This is a genomic window from Hwangdonia seohaensis (assembly GCF_031932625.1).
Classification (GTDB): domain Bacteria; phylum Bacteroidota; class Bacteroidia; order Flavobacteriales; family Flavobacteriaceae; genus Hwangdonia; species Hwangdonia seohaensis.
Genome location: NZ_JAVSCK010000003.1, coordinates 700,854 through 720,646, shown reverse-complemented (window position 1 = coordinate 720,646; position 19,793 = coordinate 700,854). Strand labels below are relative to the sequence as shown.

Annotated in this window: 10 protein-coding genes and 1 tRNA gene; 4 read left to right on the top strand and 7 right to left on the bottom strand. The window is 35.5% G+C overall.

Annotated features, from left to right (window positions below; translation table 11 throughout):
- Nucleotides 1-5: 5 nt before the first annotated feature.
- The 7 genes from RNZ47_RS12215 to RNZ47_RS12185 all read right to left on the bottom strand — a co-directional run bounded on the left by RNZ47_RS12215 (nucleotide 6) and on the right by RNZ47_RS12185 (nucleotide 15,976).
- Nucleotides 6-1,586: a sodium:solute symporter gene (locus RNZ47_RS12215; RefSeq protein ID WP_311940387.1), complete on the bottom strand. Its 1,581-nt coding sequence runs from the start codon at nucleotides 1,584-1,586 to the stop codon at nucleotides 6-8.
- A gap of 39 nt (nucleotides 1,587-1,625) precedes the next feature.
- Nucleotides 1,626-2,987 (bottom strand): aldehyde dehydrogenase family protein, encoded by a 1,362-nt coding sequence (locus RNZ47_RS12210; RefSeq protein ID WP_311940386.1) that lies wholly within the window; start codon nucleotides 2,985-2,987, stop codon nucleotides 1,626-1,628.
- 3 nt (nucleotides 2,988-2,990) lie between these two features.
- Nucleotides 2,991-6,359 (bottom strand): CRTAC1 family protein, encoded by a 3,369-nt coding sequence (locus RNZ47_RS12205; protein ID WP_311940385.1) that lies wholly within the window; start codon nucleotides 6,357-6,359, stop codon nucleotides 2,991-2,993.
- Between the two features lie 10 nt (nucleotides 6,360-6,369).
- Complete coding sequence (locus RNZ47_RS12200; protein WP_311940383.1) at nucleotides 6,370-9,750, bottom strand: VCBS repeat-containing protein; 3,381 nt, start codon at nucleotides 9,748-9,750, stop codon at nucleotides 6,370-6,372.
- Nucleotides 9,751-9,974: 224 nt separating this feature from the next.
- Nucleotides 9,975-11,471, bottom strand: coding sequence for a SusD/RagB family nutrient-binding outer membrane lipoprotein (locus RNZ47_RS12195; protein ID WP_311940381.1), 1,497 nt, complete (start codon nucleotides 11,469-11,471; stop codon nucleotides 9,975-9,977).
- A 27-nt stretch (nucleotides 11,472-11,498) separates the two neighbouring features.
- Nucleotides 11,499-14,705: a SusC/RagA family TonB-linked outer membrane protein gene (locus tag RNZ47_RS12190; protein WP_311940379.1), complete on the bottom strand. Its 3,207-nt coding sequence runs from the start codon at nucleotides 14,703-14,705 to the stop codon at nucleotides 11,499-11,501.
- A gap of 260 nt (nucleotides 14,706-14,965) precedes the next feature.
- Nucleotides 14,966-15,976, bottom strand: coding sequence for a LacI family DNA-binding transcriptional regulator (locus tag RNZ47_RS12185; RefSeq protein WP_311940377.1), 1,011 nt, complete (start codon nucleotides 15,974-15,976; stop codon nucleotides 14,966-14,968).
- Between the two features lie 376 nt (nucleotides 15,977-16,352).
- Here RNZ47_RS12185 and RNZ47_RS12180 point away from each other — a divergent pair.
- From RNZ47_RS12180 to RNZ47_RS12165, 4 genes are all read left to right on the top strand, one after another.
- Nucleotides 16,353-16,437 (top strand) — tRNA-Leu (locus RNZ47_RS12180).
- Between the two features lie 100 nt (nucleotides 16,438-16,537).
- Nucleotides 16,538-17,437, top strand: a complete 900-nt coding sequence (locus RNZ47_RS12175) for a MerR family transcriptional regulator (RefSeq protein WP_311940375.1) — start codon at nucleotides 16,538-16,540, stop codon at nucleotides 17,435-17,437.
- Between the two features lie 45 nt (nucleotides 17,438-17,482).
- Nucleotides 17,483-18,946: a bifunctional phytoene desaturase/3,4-desaturase gene (gene crtID, locus RNZ47_RS12170; protein WP_311940373.1), complete on the top strand. Its 1,464-nt coding sequence runs from the start codon at nucleotides 17,483-17,485 to the stop codon at nucleotides 18,944-18,946.
- A 4-nt stretch (nucleotides 18,947-18,950) separates the two neighbouring features.
- Nucleotides 18,951-19,790 carry a phytoene/squalene synthase family protein gene (locus RNZ47_RS12165; protein ID WP_311940371.1) on the top strand — a complete coding sequence of 280 codons (840 nt, stop codon included), beginning with the start codon at nucleotides 18,951-18,953 and terminating at the stop codon, nucleotides 19,788-19,790.
- Nucleotides 19,791-19,793 lie beyond the last annotated feature (3 nt).

Here is a 19,793-nt window from a genome sequence, read left to right as displayed (position 1 = left end):
TTTTTTTATCTAAATATGTACACTAAAATTGCGGTTATTATTAAAAGAATAATGGATAAGATTCTATAATTCAAGTACCATTTTTTATTTTTTAATTCGATTGTTTCTTGGTTAAAAATCTCCCTACTCCACATGAATGCCTCTACATCTTTTTTGGTTTCCTTGGAGTACAGGCTAATTATTATCAAAGAGAGACTCGTTGCCGTAAATAATACCGGAACCACATATAAGAAATGGATATCAATACTTTCGAAAATGACATTATTTAAAAATATGATTATTCCTGTTGCCATTCCTATCAATAAAGAGTTGAATGCTGCATTAGAGGTCGTTTTTTTCCAAAATAACCCGAATAAAAACACAGCTGCAATTGGTGGGGTTATATAAGATAACATGGTTTGCAAATACCTAAATAATGAATCGAATTTTGCTATCTGAGGTGCCCAAAGCACTGCGAAAACCATAAATAAAACCGTGGTTATCCGGCCAACATTCATTAACTGTTTTGTGTTGAGATTGGGTTTAAATTTATGTACAAAATCCATTGTGACTAATGTAGATGCAGAATTTAAAGTAGAATCTAAACTCGACATTAATGCCGCTATTATGCCTGCCACAACTAAACCTATAATACCTTGTGGTAATAAATCGAATATCATGGTAGGCAATACCAAATCTGCGTTTTCGAGATTGGGATAAAGTTTTCTTGCCATAACGCCTGGTAATATCATAATGAACAAGGTTATCAGTTTTAAAAAACCTGCGAATAAAACACCCCACCGACCATGATCTATACTTTTTGCGCTCAGTATTCTTTGGGTGATGAATTGATTTGTTGTCCAATAATAAAAACCGAGCAAAGGCAAACTCACTATAAGTGCAGGCCACGGCAACGCTTTGTCATCCGCTGGTTTTATAAGATTTAATGTTCCCGTGGTTGCTACTTCACGAATACCGTCGACACCACCAATAGAATTATAAGCGATAACCGTTATAATTACAGACCCCATAACGAGTAACAAGGCTTGAATTGCATCGGTATAAATTACCGCACTCAAACCACCTGATATTGTATAAGCACCGGCAACCACAGCTAATACGGTTACAATTTGCCAAACGGGAATGTCTGGAAATACTAATTGCACGACTAAAGCGCCGGCAAATAAAACCGCAGCCGCTTCTATAACAATGTTACCAACTAAAGTTAAGGCTGAAAAGTAAAGTCGCGAACGCTGGTCAAACCGCTTTTCCAAATATTCAGGTAAAGTGAACATTTTGGATTTTAAGTATATCGGTAAAATAAAGATTGCAAACAGTACGAGTACAACTACCGCTATCCAATCATAATTAAAAACAGCAATTCCAGATTCGTAGGCTTCCCCTGCTAATCCCAGTAGGTTAGCATTTGAAATATTTGATGCGAATAAGGAAACACCTATAAATGGCCAAATCATGGATCTTCCGGCTAGGAAATAATCATCGGCGGATTTTAGTTTTTTACCAATGAAAAAACCCAATATCATTATAAATATAAAATACCCGATGATTATACCTAGGTCTAGGTTAGAGAGTACAAATTTGTCCATAAATTTAATTTTTAGTGAAAATTGTTTTTATTCATCTCTTTAAATTATTTTGATTTGACAAACATCGTGAAATCCAAATTTTCCGTTTTCCCTACTCATACCAGAGTCTTTTATGCCTCCAAAGGGGTTACAAGGTTTTACATAACTTGTACTGTTATGGGCCAACATTCCCGTTTTAACATCAAAAACAGTTTGATTAAAGAGCTCTTTATCTTCAGTAAAAACATATCCGCCCAAACCATATTTTGTATCATTCGCCAAGCCTATAGCCTCGTCATAATTTTTAAAGGACACTACGGGTAATACAGGTCCGAAAACTTCCTCGTTCCAAACGGCCATATCCTTTGTTACATTAACCAAAATGGTAGGCTCAAAAAACGCCCCTTTTAAATGCTTGGGTCGCTTCCCGCCAATAATTGCCTTAGCACCTTTATTTATCGCATCATTAACTTGTTTCTCAATGGTATCAACTTGTGTTTTTGATGTCAGCGGCCCTATTTGGGTAGCTTCATCTTCAGACAGTCCGAACTTTTTATTTCCTATTATTTCGGATAGTTTTTCGATAGTTTCATCCCATCTGCTTTCATGTACAATCAGTCGTTTTAATCCATCGCAACATTGGCCACAATTTAAAAAACGTTTAATGTATAAACTTTCTATTATATTATCTAAATCGGCATCTTCAAAAACAATTCCCGGAGCAGAACCTCCTAATTCCATCAATACGGGAATGAATTTTTCTGCTCCAATTTGATACAGTTTTTTACCGACTTTTGAACTTCCGGTAAACGTAATCATGTCAACATCTTGTTGCATTAAAAACTCACCCGTTTCTTTTCCCCCAAAAACTTCTGTAAAAACACCTTCGGGGATATTGGATTCTTTAAAAATTCTTTCTATTTCTTTTCCAAATAACGGCGTTTCTTCTGAATGTTTAAAAATTACCACATTACCAACAATCAAGTTTTGGATGACCTGCCACACAAAAATAGAAAAAGGAAAATTCCATGAAATAACTGAAGCCACAACACCTATTGGCATATAATGCACCTCGTTTATCTCCCCGTTTTTTTGATAAGTTATTTCGGGACTCAAGTATTTTGATGCATTTTCGAGATACCATGAAAAATAGTTTATCCCATTTTCCATATCTCCCCTTGCTTGGGAAATAGGCATTCCCATTTCTTTACTGGACAGTTGGGACAACTTATCACGCTCTAAACTAAATCGATTTAGCAATTCATTCAAATACGAAATTCGTTTAGACAAGCTAACCTTTTCCCATTTTTTTTGAGCTCTATGGGCGCTTTTAACCAAAGCTTCAATCTCTATATTTGAGGTCATCTGCACCTCTCCAATAGGCTCGTAATTTCGAGAAGGGTTTGTTGAGATTATTTTCATTTTTTAATTTGCTTTTAATTTGAAACTCTTTAATACATCATTGTTCACAGCTACGATTATTAATTCACCATTCTTCACTTTAATTTTTGCCATACTTTGGGCATCCTCAGGTACAAAAAAGCCGCTTTCACTTGAATTTACTGCTTTAAAATTACCCTTTCCGTCCCCTTTTAAATAAAGGCCAACACCGGCATCGTTTCTGGTGGTTTCAATTTCTACAGGATACATATTACCCACGAATAAAATATCTTTATGACCATCTTCATCAAAATCTTCTAAAATAAAATCATCGATGTTAGAAAATTGGGCTTCGTTGGGAAGTGGTGTGGACTTAAAACTACCATCGCCTTGATTTTCAATGTACGCACTAGCAAAGGTTTTAGCCTGATAATGTAAGGCCGTTGCCAGATTAGATTCGCCATACACATCTTTAAGATTCAATGATGCAAATAAATTATAGGTTTTAATTTCCTTGGCGATTTTGGGAACCTGTTGTGAAGAACACGACCTGCCCCTTAGCGGAAATTGTTCGCCAAAATTATAGTAACTCAATACAATATCTTTATTTCCGTTGTCATCAAAATCGTCATAATGGACTTCAAAAGGTGCTTCAATTGCTGCTTGATATTTATAGTTTAACCCTAAGTTTCCAGCAACCAGATCGAGGTCACCATCGTTATCCATATCGCTTGCCTCAATGCTATACCACCAGCCTTCAGAGTTTGATAAACCATTATTGCTAGCGTCCTTTACAAATGATTCACCAGTGTTTTTAATAAATGTAATGGGCATCCATTCGCCGGTTAAAATTATATCTGTAAGACCGTCGTTGTTATAATCCATCCAAACCGCATCTGTAACCAATCCAATTTTTAAAAGGTCTTTAGCGATTGATTTAGTAACATCTTTGAAAATGCCGTTTTCGTTTTTTAAAATGCGGCTATTTGTTGGCGCGGGATAATCCCATGGGTTATGGCGCCCACCTATAAATAAATCCAAATCGCCGTCGTTATCATAATCAAAAGGACGCACACAAGCACCACTTTCAGTAAATTTTGGCAGTGCCTTTTTTGAAACGGTGAATTTTCCTTTTCCGTTATTTACATAAATACGATCTTGGTAGTGTATAGAATTGGCTTCCCATGCGTTGCCGCCGCTTACCACATATAAATCTAAATCACCATCGCCATCCATGTCTAAAAACAATGCATCAATATCTTCAAATTTAGCATCCTCTAAAAATGAATTTTGAACGGCTTTTTTAAAGAAGCCTTTTTTATTTTGAACATATATCGCAGCGGGAAAACCCGTTGCAGCACCAACGAATACGTCTTCCAATCCATCGCCATTAATGTCGCCTGTTGTCAATGCTGGACCAAATTGAGATTGTTTATGAGGCAATAAAACCTGTTTATCAAAGTCGTCAAAAATATTTTCTTTATGAACGTGATTAAAATTATGGGTTTCGGTAAATAAGGTCTGTTTGGGTTGCGGTATTGTTGGGTTGACTTTTTTAGATGAACCAAAATCGACAGTTAACAGCTGATTTGGTTTAATATTACTTAAAACGCTTTGTTGTTGGTTTGGCCAAGTAATGGAGATAGTGCTAATATTACTGTTATCTTTTAACCCAAAATGAGCAACTTGTTCACTTGAGGAATACATACCCCGTACGCTTGTAAATTCATAAAGTTGTGTTGTGTTGCCTTGCGTAATTTCAACCCTTGATCCGAGCAATGATTGATTAGATTCGGTATTTGTAAGCACCACCCGTAAAAAATGATTGTTGGGATTTTCATTACTGTTGTTTTTATAAATAGAGGCCAAATCATTTACATTATTGACCACTAAATCTAAATCGCCATCATTATCAAAATCGGCATAAGCGCAACCTGCCGAAAATGTTTTTTGGTCCAATCCCCAGGCTTCCGAAACTTTTTCGAAAGTTAGTCCATCCTTATTTTTAAAGGCATAATTTGAAATTTTTACTGAAGGCACCAGACTAAGGGCTTCATCTAAATCTAAAATTTCCCAAAGGGTAACATCGCCCGCTGTTGGATTGTTTTTCACAAAATCGTCGGCTACTTTGGTAATGTATTTTCCAACTTCTTTATCTGAATCTGTATTTCTAATATCTCGAAACAGCCCATTGGTTACGTAAATATCCTTAAAGCCATCGTTATCAAAATCGGCCATGACATTGGACCAACTCCAGTCTGTACTCGATACACCTGCCAGTTGTGCCACATCACTAAACTGTGGTGTGTTTGAAAAAACCCCTTGATTGAGCTGTAACGTATTAAACATGTATTGGTAATGGCCTCCGCTATTTACAATATTCCAAAACGACTGTGGATTCATGCCACTCATATTCGATTTAATGCGGTAATTGTCTTCTGCGACCATATCTAAAACCATGACATCGAGGTTGCCATCGTTATTGATATCTGCAGCATCAACGCCCATACTGAAATAGGAAATATGACGCAGCGATTCATCGGCAACATTTTTAAACGTGCCGTCCGTATTGTTTAAATAAAGCGCATCTGGTGCTTTAAAATCGTGTGCTATGTAAATATCTTGCCAACCATCATTATTGGCATCAAAAACCGAAATGCTATTTGCATTGCCCAATTTTAAGAGTCCTGCTTTTGAGGTTACATCTGAAAACGTTTCATTACCATTATTTTTATAAAGCCTTGGAGCAAATCGTTCTTGTTTACGATCAACGTAATACATGTTTGAATAATTCCCAGGATTTGGAGGTTGATTTAGCAAAAACACATCCAAATAACCATCTTTATTATAGTCTAAAAAAGTGGCGTGTCTTGTTCTTTCAGAATTATCCAAACCGTAGGCTTTTGATAATTCCTTAAAAGTAATTTTACCATTTGGATTATCTTTAGAGGTATTTATATATAATTTATTTCTTCGGATTTCTGGGTTGCCATCGTATAATTCCCTAGTTACGTAAATATCCTGCCAACCATCATTATTGATATCACCAATAATAACGCCGGAAGACCAACCACCATTATCCAAAATGCCCGAAGATTGCGTTATGTCTTCAAACCGAAATTCCCCTTTATTCAAATATAAACGATCGCCAACTAAGTTTCCGGCGAAAAAAACATCCTGTAAACCATCGTTGTTAAAATCGCCAACCCCAACGCCGGCACCACCGTAATAGTTGGAATAAATTAAGATATTGTGCTCAATTTCATCTTCAATGGTGTTGTTAAAATCAATATGGGTGTGTTCACTTGAAAGTAGGGTGAACAGTGGCTCGCTCTCTTGAGAATTGCCTTTAAAACCGGCAAAAATCAATATTGAAAAACAAACAGTTAATATGATTAAACGACTTTTATGCATTTTATAGGATTTACTCGTACTTAATTATTTTTATTGGGCCATCATTAATTCCTACAACCATGTGTTTTTTTCCATTTATATGAATGGTTTTTAGTTTTTTAACATCATAAGGCAAACTTAATCCACTCTCTTGCATGGCAACCTCGCTAAACGTACAGTCTCCATTTCCTTTTAAAAACAAGCCTACGCTTGCATCGTTTCGAGGGGTTTCAACTTCTGATCCGTACATGTTACCGGCTATGATAACATCTTTTTTTCCATCGTTGTCAACATCGTCAATAATAATTCCGTTTATAGATGACAATTGAGCCATTCTTGGTAATTCATGGATTTTAAATTTTCCATTGCCCAAATTTTCCAAGCAAATACTGCTGAATGTACTGGCTTTGTATTCTAAGGATTGATTTAACAAATCGGAACTATAAACATCAATTAAACTTGCTCCTGCAAATTCGTTATAGCTTTTAAATTTCTTTTTTAACTCAGGTATTTGTTGGGTTGAGCACGAGCGCCCTCTTAACGGATAGTGTTCGCCATAATTATAATAGCCCAAAACAATATCGTTTTTACCGTTTTGGTCAAAATCGCCATAGTTAACGGTAAAGGGCTCTTCAGTGCTCGCTTTATACTTATAATTTAAGCCCAGGTTTCCAATAATATAATCGTCATCGCCATCGTTATCTATATCCGCCGATGCTATACTGTACCACCATCCGGTAGTGTTTGAAAGATTGGAATTGGTATTGATATTTTTAAAATGCCCCTTGTTGTTTTCAAAAATTGTAACGGGCATCCATTCGCCAACTAAAATCAAATCCAAATCATTGTCGTTGTCATAATCTGTCCAATTAGCATCTGTTACCATGCCTAATTTTTGAAATTCATCATTGACTATTTTTTCAAAAGTTAAGGTTCCTGTTTCTTTTAAATTATTTTTAAGCAAATAACTATCTGCCGGTTCGGGGTATCTACCGGGAACTTGCCTGCCGCAAACAAAGAGGTCGATATCGCCATCGCCATCGTAATCGGCTCGAATTACTTTTCCGCCACTAGCTCTTAATTCAGGCAAAGTATTCTTAGCTAATGTAAATTTTCCCGAGCCATCATTAAGGTATAATCGATCTTGATACAAACCGTTACCTGCATCGTATTCGTTACCTCCACTTGAAACATACAAGTCTAAATCGCCATCTAAATCGGCATCAAACAAACATGCGCCCATATCTTCGTGGTACACGTAACTTTTATAGAACTCATCGTTTAATTGCGTAAACTTCCCTGATTCATTCTGGATAAAAAAACTGCCATTTTCTCCCACAGAACCGCCAACGAAAAAGTCTTCTCTTCCGTCATTATTTATATCGCCAACCGCTAAACTAGGCCCGAGAACCGACATTTTGTGCGGCATGAGCACTTCCCTTTCATAATCATCAAAAATATTTTCTTTATGTGTGTGATTCATATCCAAGGCTTCGGTTACATCTTCAAAAATCGTGTTTGAGGGCGCTTTTACGGTTAAATCGGGAAACGATTTTAAGTCCGATCTGTCCAAAACAAGTGTTTGGTTGGTTTTCACTTTATTAATAACCGACCGACCACCATTGTACCATTGTATAACCAGACTATCTAGTTTTTTAACAGCCCCTAAACCAAAATGAATGATATCTTCGCTACTGGAATAAAACCCTCTGGCGCTGGTTAATTCGCTTACTTGTTGGTTGCCATTGTAATAAACGGTTGCCCGAGTGCCAAAGAAACTTTTGTGTTTATTGTCCTCCTTAAATTTTATATTGAGGTAATTGTTATTTGATATTTTATTTGAATTATTTTCATAAACAAACGCCATATCATCTACATTATTAACCACCAAATCTAAATCGCCATCGTTATCCAAATCGCCATAAGCGGCACCAGATGAAAAAGAGTTTTGATTTAAACCCCATGTTTCCCCCGCTTTTTCAAATTTTAAATCACCGTTATTTTTAAAGGTGTAGTTTGGTAGTTTTTGTACCGGGAAAAACCCTAGCATTTTTTCAATTGAAACTACCTTTTTTAATTCCGGCACATTATTTACAAGGTTTTTTGATGGATGTTTTTCTGATAGTTCATTTAAATACTCATCTATCTTTTTTAAAGCATCGGTATTTCTAACATCGCGTTTTATTCCGTTTGTAACAAAAAGGTCTTTAAAACCATTGTTATCAAAATCGGCAAATATTGGCGACCAACTCCAATCGGTACTTGAAGCGCCCATAATTTGACCCACATCGCTAAATAGCAAATCGTTGGTTTTGGTTAAGCCTCTGTTTAATTGTATGGTGTTGTACATATATTGATAGTGGCCGTTTAAATTAACGATATTCAAAAATTCTTGGGGATTCATTCCCGACATATTTGATTTTATCCTAAAATTGTCTTCTGCAACCATATCAACAACAGCGAGGTCTAAAAGCCCATCGTTATTAATATCGCCAACATCGGAGCCCATACTAAAAAACGAAATATGACTTAAATACTCGTTAATTTTATTGGTAAAAGTACCGTCTTGATTATTAATGTATAAAAAGTCAGGGGCTTCATAATCATTAGCTACATATAAATCTGGCCAACCATCATTATTAAAATCTGCGGTAACGGCACTAAGGCCATATCCCACATTTTCCAATCCGGCGCTTTTGGTAACCTCTTCAAAAACCCCATTGTTGTTCTTTAAAAACCGATAAGTCAATTTTGGGTCTAACCAGTTTTTTCCTTTTAAATTGGATAACATGGAAGGGTTTGGAGCTTGGTTGATTAAAAACAAGTCGAAATCGCCATCTTTGTCATAATCAAAAAAATTGGCGTGCATGCTTCTCCAAGGATCATTTACGCGATAAGTTGCGGCCGATTCGGTAAAAGTTAAATCGCCGTTATTAATGTACAATTCGTTTATTCTTAAATGCGGTTTGTCGTCGTATAAACTTTTACATAGATAAATATCTTTGAAGCCATCGCCATTAATATCAACAATACTTACGCCTGTTGACCATCCGCCTCGATTTAAAATTCCTGCGGATTGGGTAATGTCTTTAAACTTAAAATCGCCTAGGTTTAAATAAAGCTTATCTTCAACCTGATTTCCGGCAAAATAAATATCTGGTAACCCATCATTATTAAAATCGCCAATAGCAACACCGCCACCGTTATAAAAGGCTTCATAGATCAACACATTTGCCTCTGGAGTATCTTCAATTACATTATTAAAAGATATCCCTGTACTCGATGATTCCTTTAATTCAAAAAGCGTATTATTTTTAATATCACCATTAAAATTCTGAGAATTTAAAATAGTATTGGTAAACGCAATTAGCGCGATCAAATAGGCTGTTTTATTTTTAAATATAACATTCATTTATACAAGCTATAATTATTTTATACGGTTTGATAAATCTACAACATAAGGCAATTTATTCAAAAAGCTAGTTAGTAAATAATTAATTTGTTCAGCATAAAAAATTCTAAAAAAAAAGGCAGATCTATTGGTAAGGTCTACCTTTTTTAAACTAACTCTAAAAAACTAACTAAATCGGTCTTTAAGTATGAAAAAAGGCGATTTATTTTTATGGTCCAAATTATTTAATTTTTATCCCACCAAATTCTGGTAGTATATTCATTTGGACCTTGATTTGCAATGGCTGCATTTACATTATCTCCATTTACACTAAACTCAACAATAGGATATTTCATTCGTCTAGCAATAGTTCCACCTGTAGCATTTCCAGGATAGTTTACTGGCGTTAATACAGGATATCCAGTACGTCTCCAGTTTGAAAAGCCTTCCCATGGATTTAAGAATGTTGCAGCCCAAAACTGTTCACCTATCACTTCCAAAGCATTTCCTGCATCATATGGATTGGCTGCTAAATACGCATCTACATCACCAGTGCTAGGTGCTGCTACACCATAAAAGCCCCAGTTTGCCATAGCGGCGCGAACACCGTTGTTATAATGGGTCTCGGCATCTCCTGTGTGCCATCCGCGAACAGCCGCCTCGGCTAGCATAAATTCTACTTCGGCATAGGTTATAAACATTGAAGGTGAATCCTGTAGCACTAACGCTGGATTGACTTGCGAATAATCCAAAAGATCTCCTCCCGCTGGTCCAGATGATGCCAGTGTGGTAGGATCTAATCCGTTTGGTAAACCTTGGTGCGGTCCGCCAGATTCTACCCAAGATAGTATATCCAATCTAGGATCGTTACGGTCTTCCATCCAGCTGACAAAGGTATCGCTCAATCTCATAAATTTATCGGCTTCAAACGAGTCTCCAATAGGACTTGTAACTCCTCCTATTTCGTGCTCTACTTTGGCCACATCATTTACGCTAGTCATAACACCACCTGTAATCGCTTTTTTAACCCATGCTTCCGAAGCGGCTGGGTCTACTTTTGATAACCTAAGCCCTAATCTTAACATCATTGAATAGGCTAATTTTCTCCATTGCGTAATATCACCACCATACATAACATCTTGTGAACCCGGATTTTCGGCTGAACCACTTAATTGTGCCGCAGCAGCCTCCAATTCACTAAGCATGTCTAGGTAAATGTCTTGTTGTCTATCGTAAGCTGGAAACCAATTATTGCTTAAAAAGCCTTGGCCTGCTTCAGAATACGGAATGTCGCCATACATATCTGTTACCTTATGAAAAGACATTACCTTTAAAATACGTCCCATAGCGTTGTAGTTTACAGCTTCCGGATCTTCGGCTGTACGCGCTACAAAATCGACAACTTCTTTACATTCCTGTAAAAAATATCTATCGTACAAAGCATAGCTATAATCAATAAAGTCTATGTATTTATCTCCTGGCAATAAACTTGTAGCGATGTTAACATCGGCTAGTTGCTGAATGGATGATAACCCCCAACCTAGAGCGACTCTACGCATTTCGTATCGCCCACCGGGAGCATCTAATTGTACTTCTGTGAGTTGAAGTCCATATGGCAGGTCTTCAATTGCATTAGGATTTTCATTCAATTCCGCTAATTCGTCTGCACATGATGTGATAGAAAAAGCCATAATTGCCACGAAAAAATATGCAATTTTTATGCTAATTTTATTTATTTTCATAATACTATATATTTATTTTTTTTATTACTAAAAAGTAAGATTCACATTAAATCCAAACGTGGTTGACTGTGGCATCGCGAAGAAATCCAATCCTTGTGCATTGCTGGCGTTATAGCTGGATTCCGGGTCAATATTATCAACGTTTGAGTGAATTAACCAAAGGTTTCGTCCTACTGCCGAAATACTTGCCTTACGTATAAAGGTTTTATCCAAGAATTTTGAAGGCACATTATAGCCAATCGATAGTTCTCTTAATTTTACAAATCCTGCATCGTAAATAAATTCTTCTGCAATATCGTTGAAAATTTTAGTGTAATAATTTCTAATTTCACTTGCTGGGTTTCCGCCAAGGCCTGTTTCACGACCAACCAAGGTGTTTTTATGTACCCCTCTTCGGTATAATTGCTGATTGGTTCCACTATGCCCTACTGCTCCATCTCGCATATCGATTAAGAAACTTAAACGCCAATCTTTATATTTAAAACTGTTTTGTAAACCGGCATTAAATGGATGTACACCCGTACCAAAAGCAACCGTACCGGCATCAGTATCTACTTGCGGCAATCCGTTGGCATCCAATGCTATTTCGCCATTAGAATCCCTGAGGTATTGGCTTCCCGTAATTTGCCCGAAAGGCTTGCCTTCAATATGTGTTACCCAAGCATGTCTGGCTCTACTTAACCCTATATTAAATCGCTCATCGTCATTTTCAGGGTCAACCAAACTAATCACTTTACTTTTATTATAGCTCATGTTAAATGAAACATCCCACTTAAAGTTTTCTGTTACAACAGGTGTTCCTGTTAGTAAAAGCTCAACTCCTTTATTAGAAAGTTCACCAATATTTACTACCGTTGAATTATATCCAGAAGTATAAGAAATTCCAGCATTTAGAATATCGTCCTCGGTTTTTTTGTCGTAGTATGAAAAATCTACCCCTAACCTATTGTTTAAAAGCTGAACGTTAAAACCTAATTCCAACTCTGTTACAAGTAGCGGGTTAAGGTTTGCATTTCTTACAGAGCTACCACTTAAAGCGCCACGAGGAATACCCAATTGTGCTCTTCCTAAACCATAGTTCTGATTTAAAGAATATGCACTAATGTCTCCTACCCCACCTACTTGAGCCCAAGAAGTTCTCACTTTGGCATAATCGAATATTTCAGGTAGATTAAGAACATCTGATAAAACAGCACTTAATCCAACCGATGGGTAAAAAATATCTCTCCCATCCAATACAGAGAACCAATCATTTCTAGCTGAACCTGTTAAAAACAGCCAATTATTATATGAAATTTCGGCTTGACCGTAAACAGAATGTGATCCTAATTTTGCAAAAGAGCTACTACCTCCGTTATTAATTCCATTTGCTATAGAGTAGAAAAATGGTAAGGCAAAGTTATTACCGTAAGCGTAAGTTCCATCTTCTTGCAATCTCATTTTATTAGCACCTGCTAAGAAATCATAGGCAATACCATTATCGAATTCATGATTTGAACCTACCATGATGTCAAAATTTGTTTGTTTGTATTTGTATTGACCTTGATTCATTCCGCCATTTAAATTATGTCCGGTTCCCGTTGGAAAAACATCTTCAGTTAAACGATCAGATTGATCAATTCCTCCTCTAGCTTTAACATACACCCACTCATTAACTTCATACTGAAAAGAAGAACTTGCAATTAAACGATTCTTGGAAATATTATTTGTTTGTTGATATGCTGCCCAATAAGGATTTTGCATCCAAATGGAGCTAGTTGGCAACAACTCATAGCCTTTTTGTCCCATGGTAGAACCATATAAATGAGTTGCATCTTCGGCATTGGCTCCCAACCTGTTAGGATCTCCTCTTAAATCAAGAATGTTTGTTGTAACTGGTAATTGCCAAACGGTATAGTGCGCATTCCATGGGGAATCCGCTAACTGAGGTCTGTTTCTTACATCCTGTAAAATGTATTGTGCACTGGTTTGAAATGATAATTTATCATTCAATGCTTTACCATGCATATTAACACTTAAGGTTTGTCTTTTCAACCCGGAATTGGGCATAATACTTTCGTTTTCCATATTAGAAGCAGAAAATCTATAACCTATATTATCTGAACCACCACTTAATGCAATGGTATTTGTAAATGTGCTTCCGGTTTTGTAGAATTTATCAAAATTGTTTCCTGAATAGGAATACGGTCTGCTTACCCCATCAAATTGAATTACACTCGATCCATCTAATTTGGCTCCCCACGAAAATTCGCCGGCATCCCAAGCCTCCGCCTGTGTTGCTGGTTTCTGGCCTAAAAGCCCAGAGCCATATTCCGTTTGAGGGTCTAAATGATTAATCGCTTCTTCAAAAACATAGTTCGAATTAACCTCTACTTGAAGCCCCTGATTGGTTTTACCTTTTTTAGTTGTTATCAAAATAACACCATTGGATGCTTGAGATCCATAAAGTGCTGCTGCAGAATTACCTTTTAACACAGACATGGTTTCGATATCATCCGGATTGATATTACCAATACCATCACCACCATCAGATCCGCCCCATTCGCCGGCAGAACCTCTATTGGTATTATCAATAGGAATCCCATCAATAACATATAATGGTTGGTTATTACCTGTTAATGAGGAGTTACCACGAATTAAAACACGTGCAGTTCCACCAGGTCCCGATGCCGGTTTTGTTACATTTACACCAGCTACCTTACCGGCTAAACCATAAGCAACGTTGGTTTCTCTATTTTCGGTAAAATCATCACCATCAATTTTTGTAATGGAATAGGCCAAAGATCTTTTAGACCTTTTAATCCCTAAAGCGGTTACGACAACTTCATTTAATCCTTCAGCAGATTCCAATAATGTTATATTGATTTCTGTTCTTCCATCAATGTTTATTTCTTGTTCCGCAAAACCAATAAAAGAAACTACCAAGGCTGTTACACCGTCGGGCACCTTTATTGTGTAGTCTCCATCAAAATTGGACACCACACCAACCGAAGTTCCTTTGGCTAATACGTTAGCACCTGGTAGTGGCGCTCCGTTCTTGTCGGTAATTGTACCCGTAATAATAACCTCCTGAAAAACATTTTCAGAAACGCCATCTCCTAAAGCGGGCAACAAATTAATATTTGCATACATATTACATGTAGCAAACACTAATACCAGTAACAAATAACTGGTTTTTAATTGTTTGTAAGGCTTTTTTAATAAAAGAAGCCTGCAGAGTTTAAGTTTTTTCATACTAAGTATGGTTTTAAATTAGTTAAGGAGGAGTTTTATAGCCTCCAATTGGTTAATAGTTGATTGCTAAATCGATTTAGCGAATTATGATATAAAAAAAACACTTTAATTGTTCTGAACTTAAAATCATTAAAAATGTATTGCTAAATCCATTTAGCTTACAATAATATATAATTATTTGTTAAAATCCTAATTGAATTTTCAATAAAACGATTGGTTCTGATTTTTTAATTCCTCTAAACAGAGCAAACCGCCCTATTTTAGTTAAGTTTATCTATAAGTCTTGCTGTTAATACTTTTTTTTCATTCAGTTGAGAAACTGAATTTATTTGGCGCATTAACAGCCTCATTGAAACTTCGCCTAATTTTTCAACTTGTTGAACTGCGGAAACATAAGGAATATCCAATAACTCCAAATATCTAGAACTGTCAAAACAACCAATTCCCAAATTTCTACCACTTAACTTGTTGTATTCCCTAATGATCTTTCCGCCTTCAATGGCCATGGTATTGTTAAAGAAAAAAATCGAGTCAATATTGTGGTTCTCTATCAAATCCTTAACATTAGATTCTATTTCTTTCTCATTATTAATATGGGAAACCTCTCTAATTATTTGGTGATTGAGTTCTAATTCAAACTCTTCAAGTGCTTGAACATACCCTTGATATCTGTACATCACCACCGAAGAATCCGTTCCGTGGGTAATGTATCCTATTTTTTTATTGCCATTTTTAATTAACCTTTTTACAATCTCATAAGATCCCGATAAATTATTGGCCACTACGATATTGCTTTCGTTTTCTGAAAAATATCTATCTATTAATACTATGGGAAAGCCATCGTTTTGCAACTTCAATAAATTATCTCGATCGCCTTTGGCTGGAGATATAATTAGGCCATCAATTTTTTTGTCATAAAATAAATTGATCAACTCTGTAGATCTTTTATCACTCTCGTCCGAGCTTCCAAAAATTACATGATACCCATGTTCGGTCGCCTCATCTTCAATGCTACGAGCTATTTTAGAATAAAATGAATTTGAAATATCTGCAACTATAAGTCCAATGGTATTCGATTTTCCCGTTCTTAAAGCTTGAGCCATGGGGTTGGCTTTATAGCCCATTTCATCTGCTTTTTTAAGTATTTTTTCAACCATGGCATCACTTACCCGCATCTCTTTTGCTTTTCCATTCATAACAAATGAAATCAAAGACTGAGAGACCCCTAATTCTTTTGAAATATCCTTTAGACTTACTTTTTTAAAACCCATAGTTTGTTTTTAAATTATGATAACCAGGTTCAACTTAACTCAAATTTTACTTTAACAATTATAGTATTCTTTAAATTGATTAAAGCATTTTTTTCAAAATTATATGAAATTAAGCAAACCTCGTGTATGGTGTGGCTGAAATTATTTTAGGTCTACACCGTCTATTTAACCTTTGTATTAATACTGAATATGAATGAAAACAAATTTGATGTATTAAAAATTCAATAAACCTATCACCTGCTCATCCTAGTTTTTAATAATTGATCAAAAACCTGCGATTGCCTAAAATTCAGAATTAAATTGAAATTTCAAAAATCAGTGACGAAAAAGTTGAGTTTATTCACTTAACTTTCTTTATTTTTGCACTCTTCATTATGCGCACGTGGCGGAATTGGTAGACGCGCTGGCTTGAGGGGCCAGTATCCGTTTAGGATGTGGAAGTTCGAATCTTCTCGTGCGCACTTTTACTTCAAAAAAAAATTCCCATATCAAGTATTTAGTTTTATTTGGCCAATTTATTGATTATTATTTATATTTTTGTTTAACATAAATTAATTATAAATGAACAATATTCAGGTCAACTTCAGCATAAAAGATTTGGAAAACCTTAGCGGTATAAAGGCTCACACCATAAGAATTTGGGAAAAACGCTATAACTTACTTAGCCCAAACAGAACAGAAACCAATATTAGAAATTACAGTTTATCCAGTTTACAAAAACTATTAAACATCTCTTATTTAAACAACAACGGATTAAAAATCTCCAAAATTGCGAATTTAAAAGAAGAAGAAATACCAATAAAAGTTAGAGAAATTGCGTCCAGGGCTCAGGTGGAAGACCATGCGATTAACGCCTTTAAAATGGCCATGATTAATTTTGATCAAGTTCTTTTTTACAACACCTACAATAACCTTATAGAAAAGAAAACCTTTAGCGAAATATTTTACACTGTTTTTCTGCCTTTACTAAACGACGTTGGGTTGCTATGGCAAACAAGCACCATTACACCTGCGAACGAACATTTTATATCCAATCACATAAAACAAAAAATTCTTATAAATATTGAAAGGTTACAAAGTTTAGAACCTAAACCAAAATCAAAAACCTTTGTGCTGTTTTTGCCGGAAAATGAAATTCACGATATTGGTTTGTTATTTATAAACTATCAATTAAGAAGCAAAGGTTACCACACTATTTTTCTTGGCGAAAGCGTCCCCATGGATAGTTTAAAAGATTTACACGAATTTTTTGACGACATCACATTTATATCCTATTTCACAATATATCCTGAAGCAGAAACCATTGAAGATTATTTAAATAAATTTAACGAATTGTTGCTAATAGACAAAACCTCTGATTTTTTGGTTTTAGGACCAAAACTCGCTTCTGTAGAATTATCAAAGCTACCAAAGAAGATAAATGTGTTTAATTCTATTGAAAACCTGATAAAAGATTTATAATTAATTTGTATATTTGTTTAACTTTTTTGTATATTTGTTAAACAAATGAAACAAACAGTAAATATAATAGGCTCAGGATTTTCGTCGTTAGCTGCTTCTTGTTATTTAGCACAAGAGGGCTACAGCGTAACCATTTTTGAAAAAAACAAAACCATTGGTGGTCGCGCAAGGCAACTTAAAAAAGACGGATTTGTTTTTGATATTGGTCCCACTTGGTATTGGATGCCCGATGTTTTTGAGCGGTTCTTTGCCGATTTCAACAAAAAACCTTCAGATTATTATACATTAGAAAAGCTGAACCCAGCTTACAGCGTTTATTTTGGAAAAGACGATTTTATCACCATTGAAGACACTCTCGAAAAAATTATTCTAGCGTTTGAAAAAGAAGAATCCGGAAGTTCCAATAAACTGAAAAAATTTATTAAAGACGCTAAAGATAATTACGATGTGGCCATAAAAGATTTGGTTTACAACCCGGGAATTTCTCCATTAGAACTCATCACACCAACAACCGTTAAAAAAATCAATCAGTTTTTTAGCACCATAAAAAGAAATGTTAGAAAGGAATTTAAAAACGAGAGATTGATTAAAATTTTAGAATTCCCCGTTTTATTTTTAGGCGCCAAACCCAGTGACACACCATCATTTTACAGTTTTATGAATTATGCCGATTTTGGTTTGGGCACATTTCACCCCAAAAAAGGCATGTATCAAGTAATTTTAGCTATGGAAAACCTCGCAAGAGAGCTTGGTGTAACCATTAAAACAAATTCTCCTATTGATAAAATCATCGTTAAAAACAGTGTGGCTAAAGGCATTGTTTCAAACGGTGAAACCTATATTTCTGATATTGTAGTTAGTGGCGCAGATTATCATCATACCGAAACCCTTTTGGAAAAACCATACAGACAGTACTCAGAAAAATATTGGAGCAAAAAAATATTCGCTCCATCTTCCCTACTGTTTTATGTTGGTTTTAACAAGAAACTAAAACATGTAAATCATCACACTTTATTTTTTGATGTAGATTTTGAAACCCACGCCAAAGCGATTTACGATAACCCAAAATGGCCGGAAAATCCACTTTTTTATGCCAGTTTCCCCAGTAAAACCGATTCTAGTACCGCCCCCGAAGGAAAAGAAGCCGGCATATTTTTAATTCCGCTTGCACCGGGTCTTGAAGACACCCAAGAACTTAGAGAGCAATACTTTGAAAAAATAATTACAAGATTTGAAAATTTAACCTCGCAAAGTGTAAAAAACAATATTATATTTAAGGAAAGTTTTTGCATTAACGATTTTATAAACGATTACAATTCATACAAAGGCAACGCTTACGGTATGGCTAATACGCTACTTCAAACAGCCTTTTTAAGACCTAAATTAAAAAGTAAAAAAGTAAGCAATTTGTATTTCACGGGGCAATTAACGGTCCCTGGTCCCGGAGTACCACCATCGTTAATCTCAGGAAAATTAGTGGCAAACCTCGTATCTAAACACCATAGTTAATAACATGAAATCACTTTTCGATACCGTTTCGTATAATTCCAGCAAGCTTGTAACCAAAACGTACAGCACGTCTTTTTCGTTGGCTACAAAAATGTTGCATGGTACTATAAGAGGTCATATTTATAACATTTATGGTTTTGTGCGTTTTGCAGACGAAATTGTTGATTCTTTCCATAATTACAACAAAGAAGTGCTATTTAATAGATTTAATGAAGATTTAGAACTCGCCTTAAAACATAAAATCAGCTTAAACCCTATATTAAATTCATTTCAACACACCTTTCACAAATACAACATCGATAAAGATTTAGTTGATGACTTTATGAATAGTATGCGAATGGATTTACACAAAACCAAATATTTAACCGAAGAGGAATTTAAAGCATACATTTATGGTTCGGCCGATGTTGTTGGGCTCATGTGTTTAAAAGTATTTGTAAAAGGCGATGCCGAAAAATACAATGAACTAAAGGAAACGGCTATGGCATTGGGCTCTGCGTTTCAAAAAGTGAATTTTTTAAGAGATTTAAAAGCAGACTTTGAAGGATTGAACCGAACTTATTTTCCGAATACAGATTTGAAAAACCTTGATGAAACCTCTAAACAAAACATCATTGATGATATTGAATTGGATTTTGAAAAAGGATTGAGCGGTATAAAAAAGTTGCCTATTGAAGCCAAATTTGGTGTATTTATGGCATACAGATATTACAGACAGTTATTGAAGAAACTAAAAAAAACACCAGCTTTACAAATTAAAAATACACGCATTAGAGTTTCAAACCCGAAAAAAGTAGAACTCTTAATGCGAAGTTATGTAAAATATCAACTAAAATTAATGTAATTT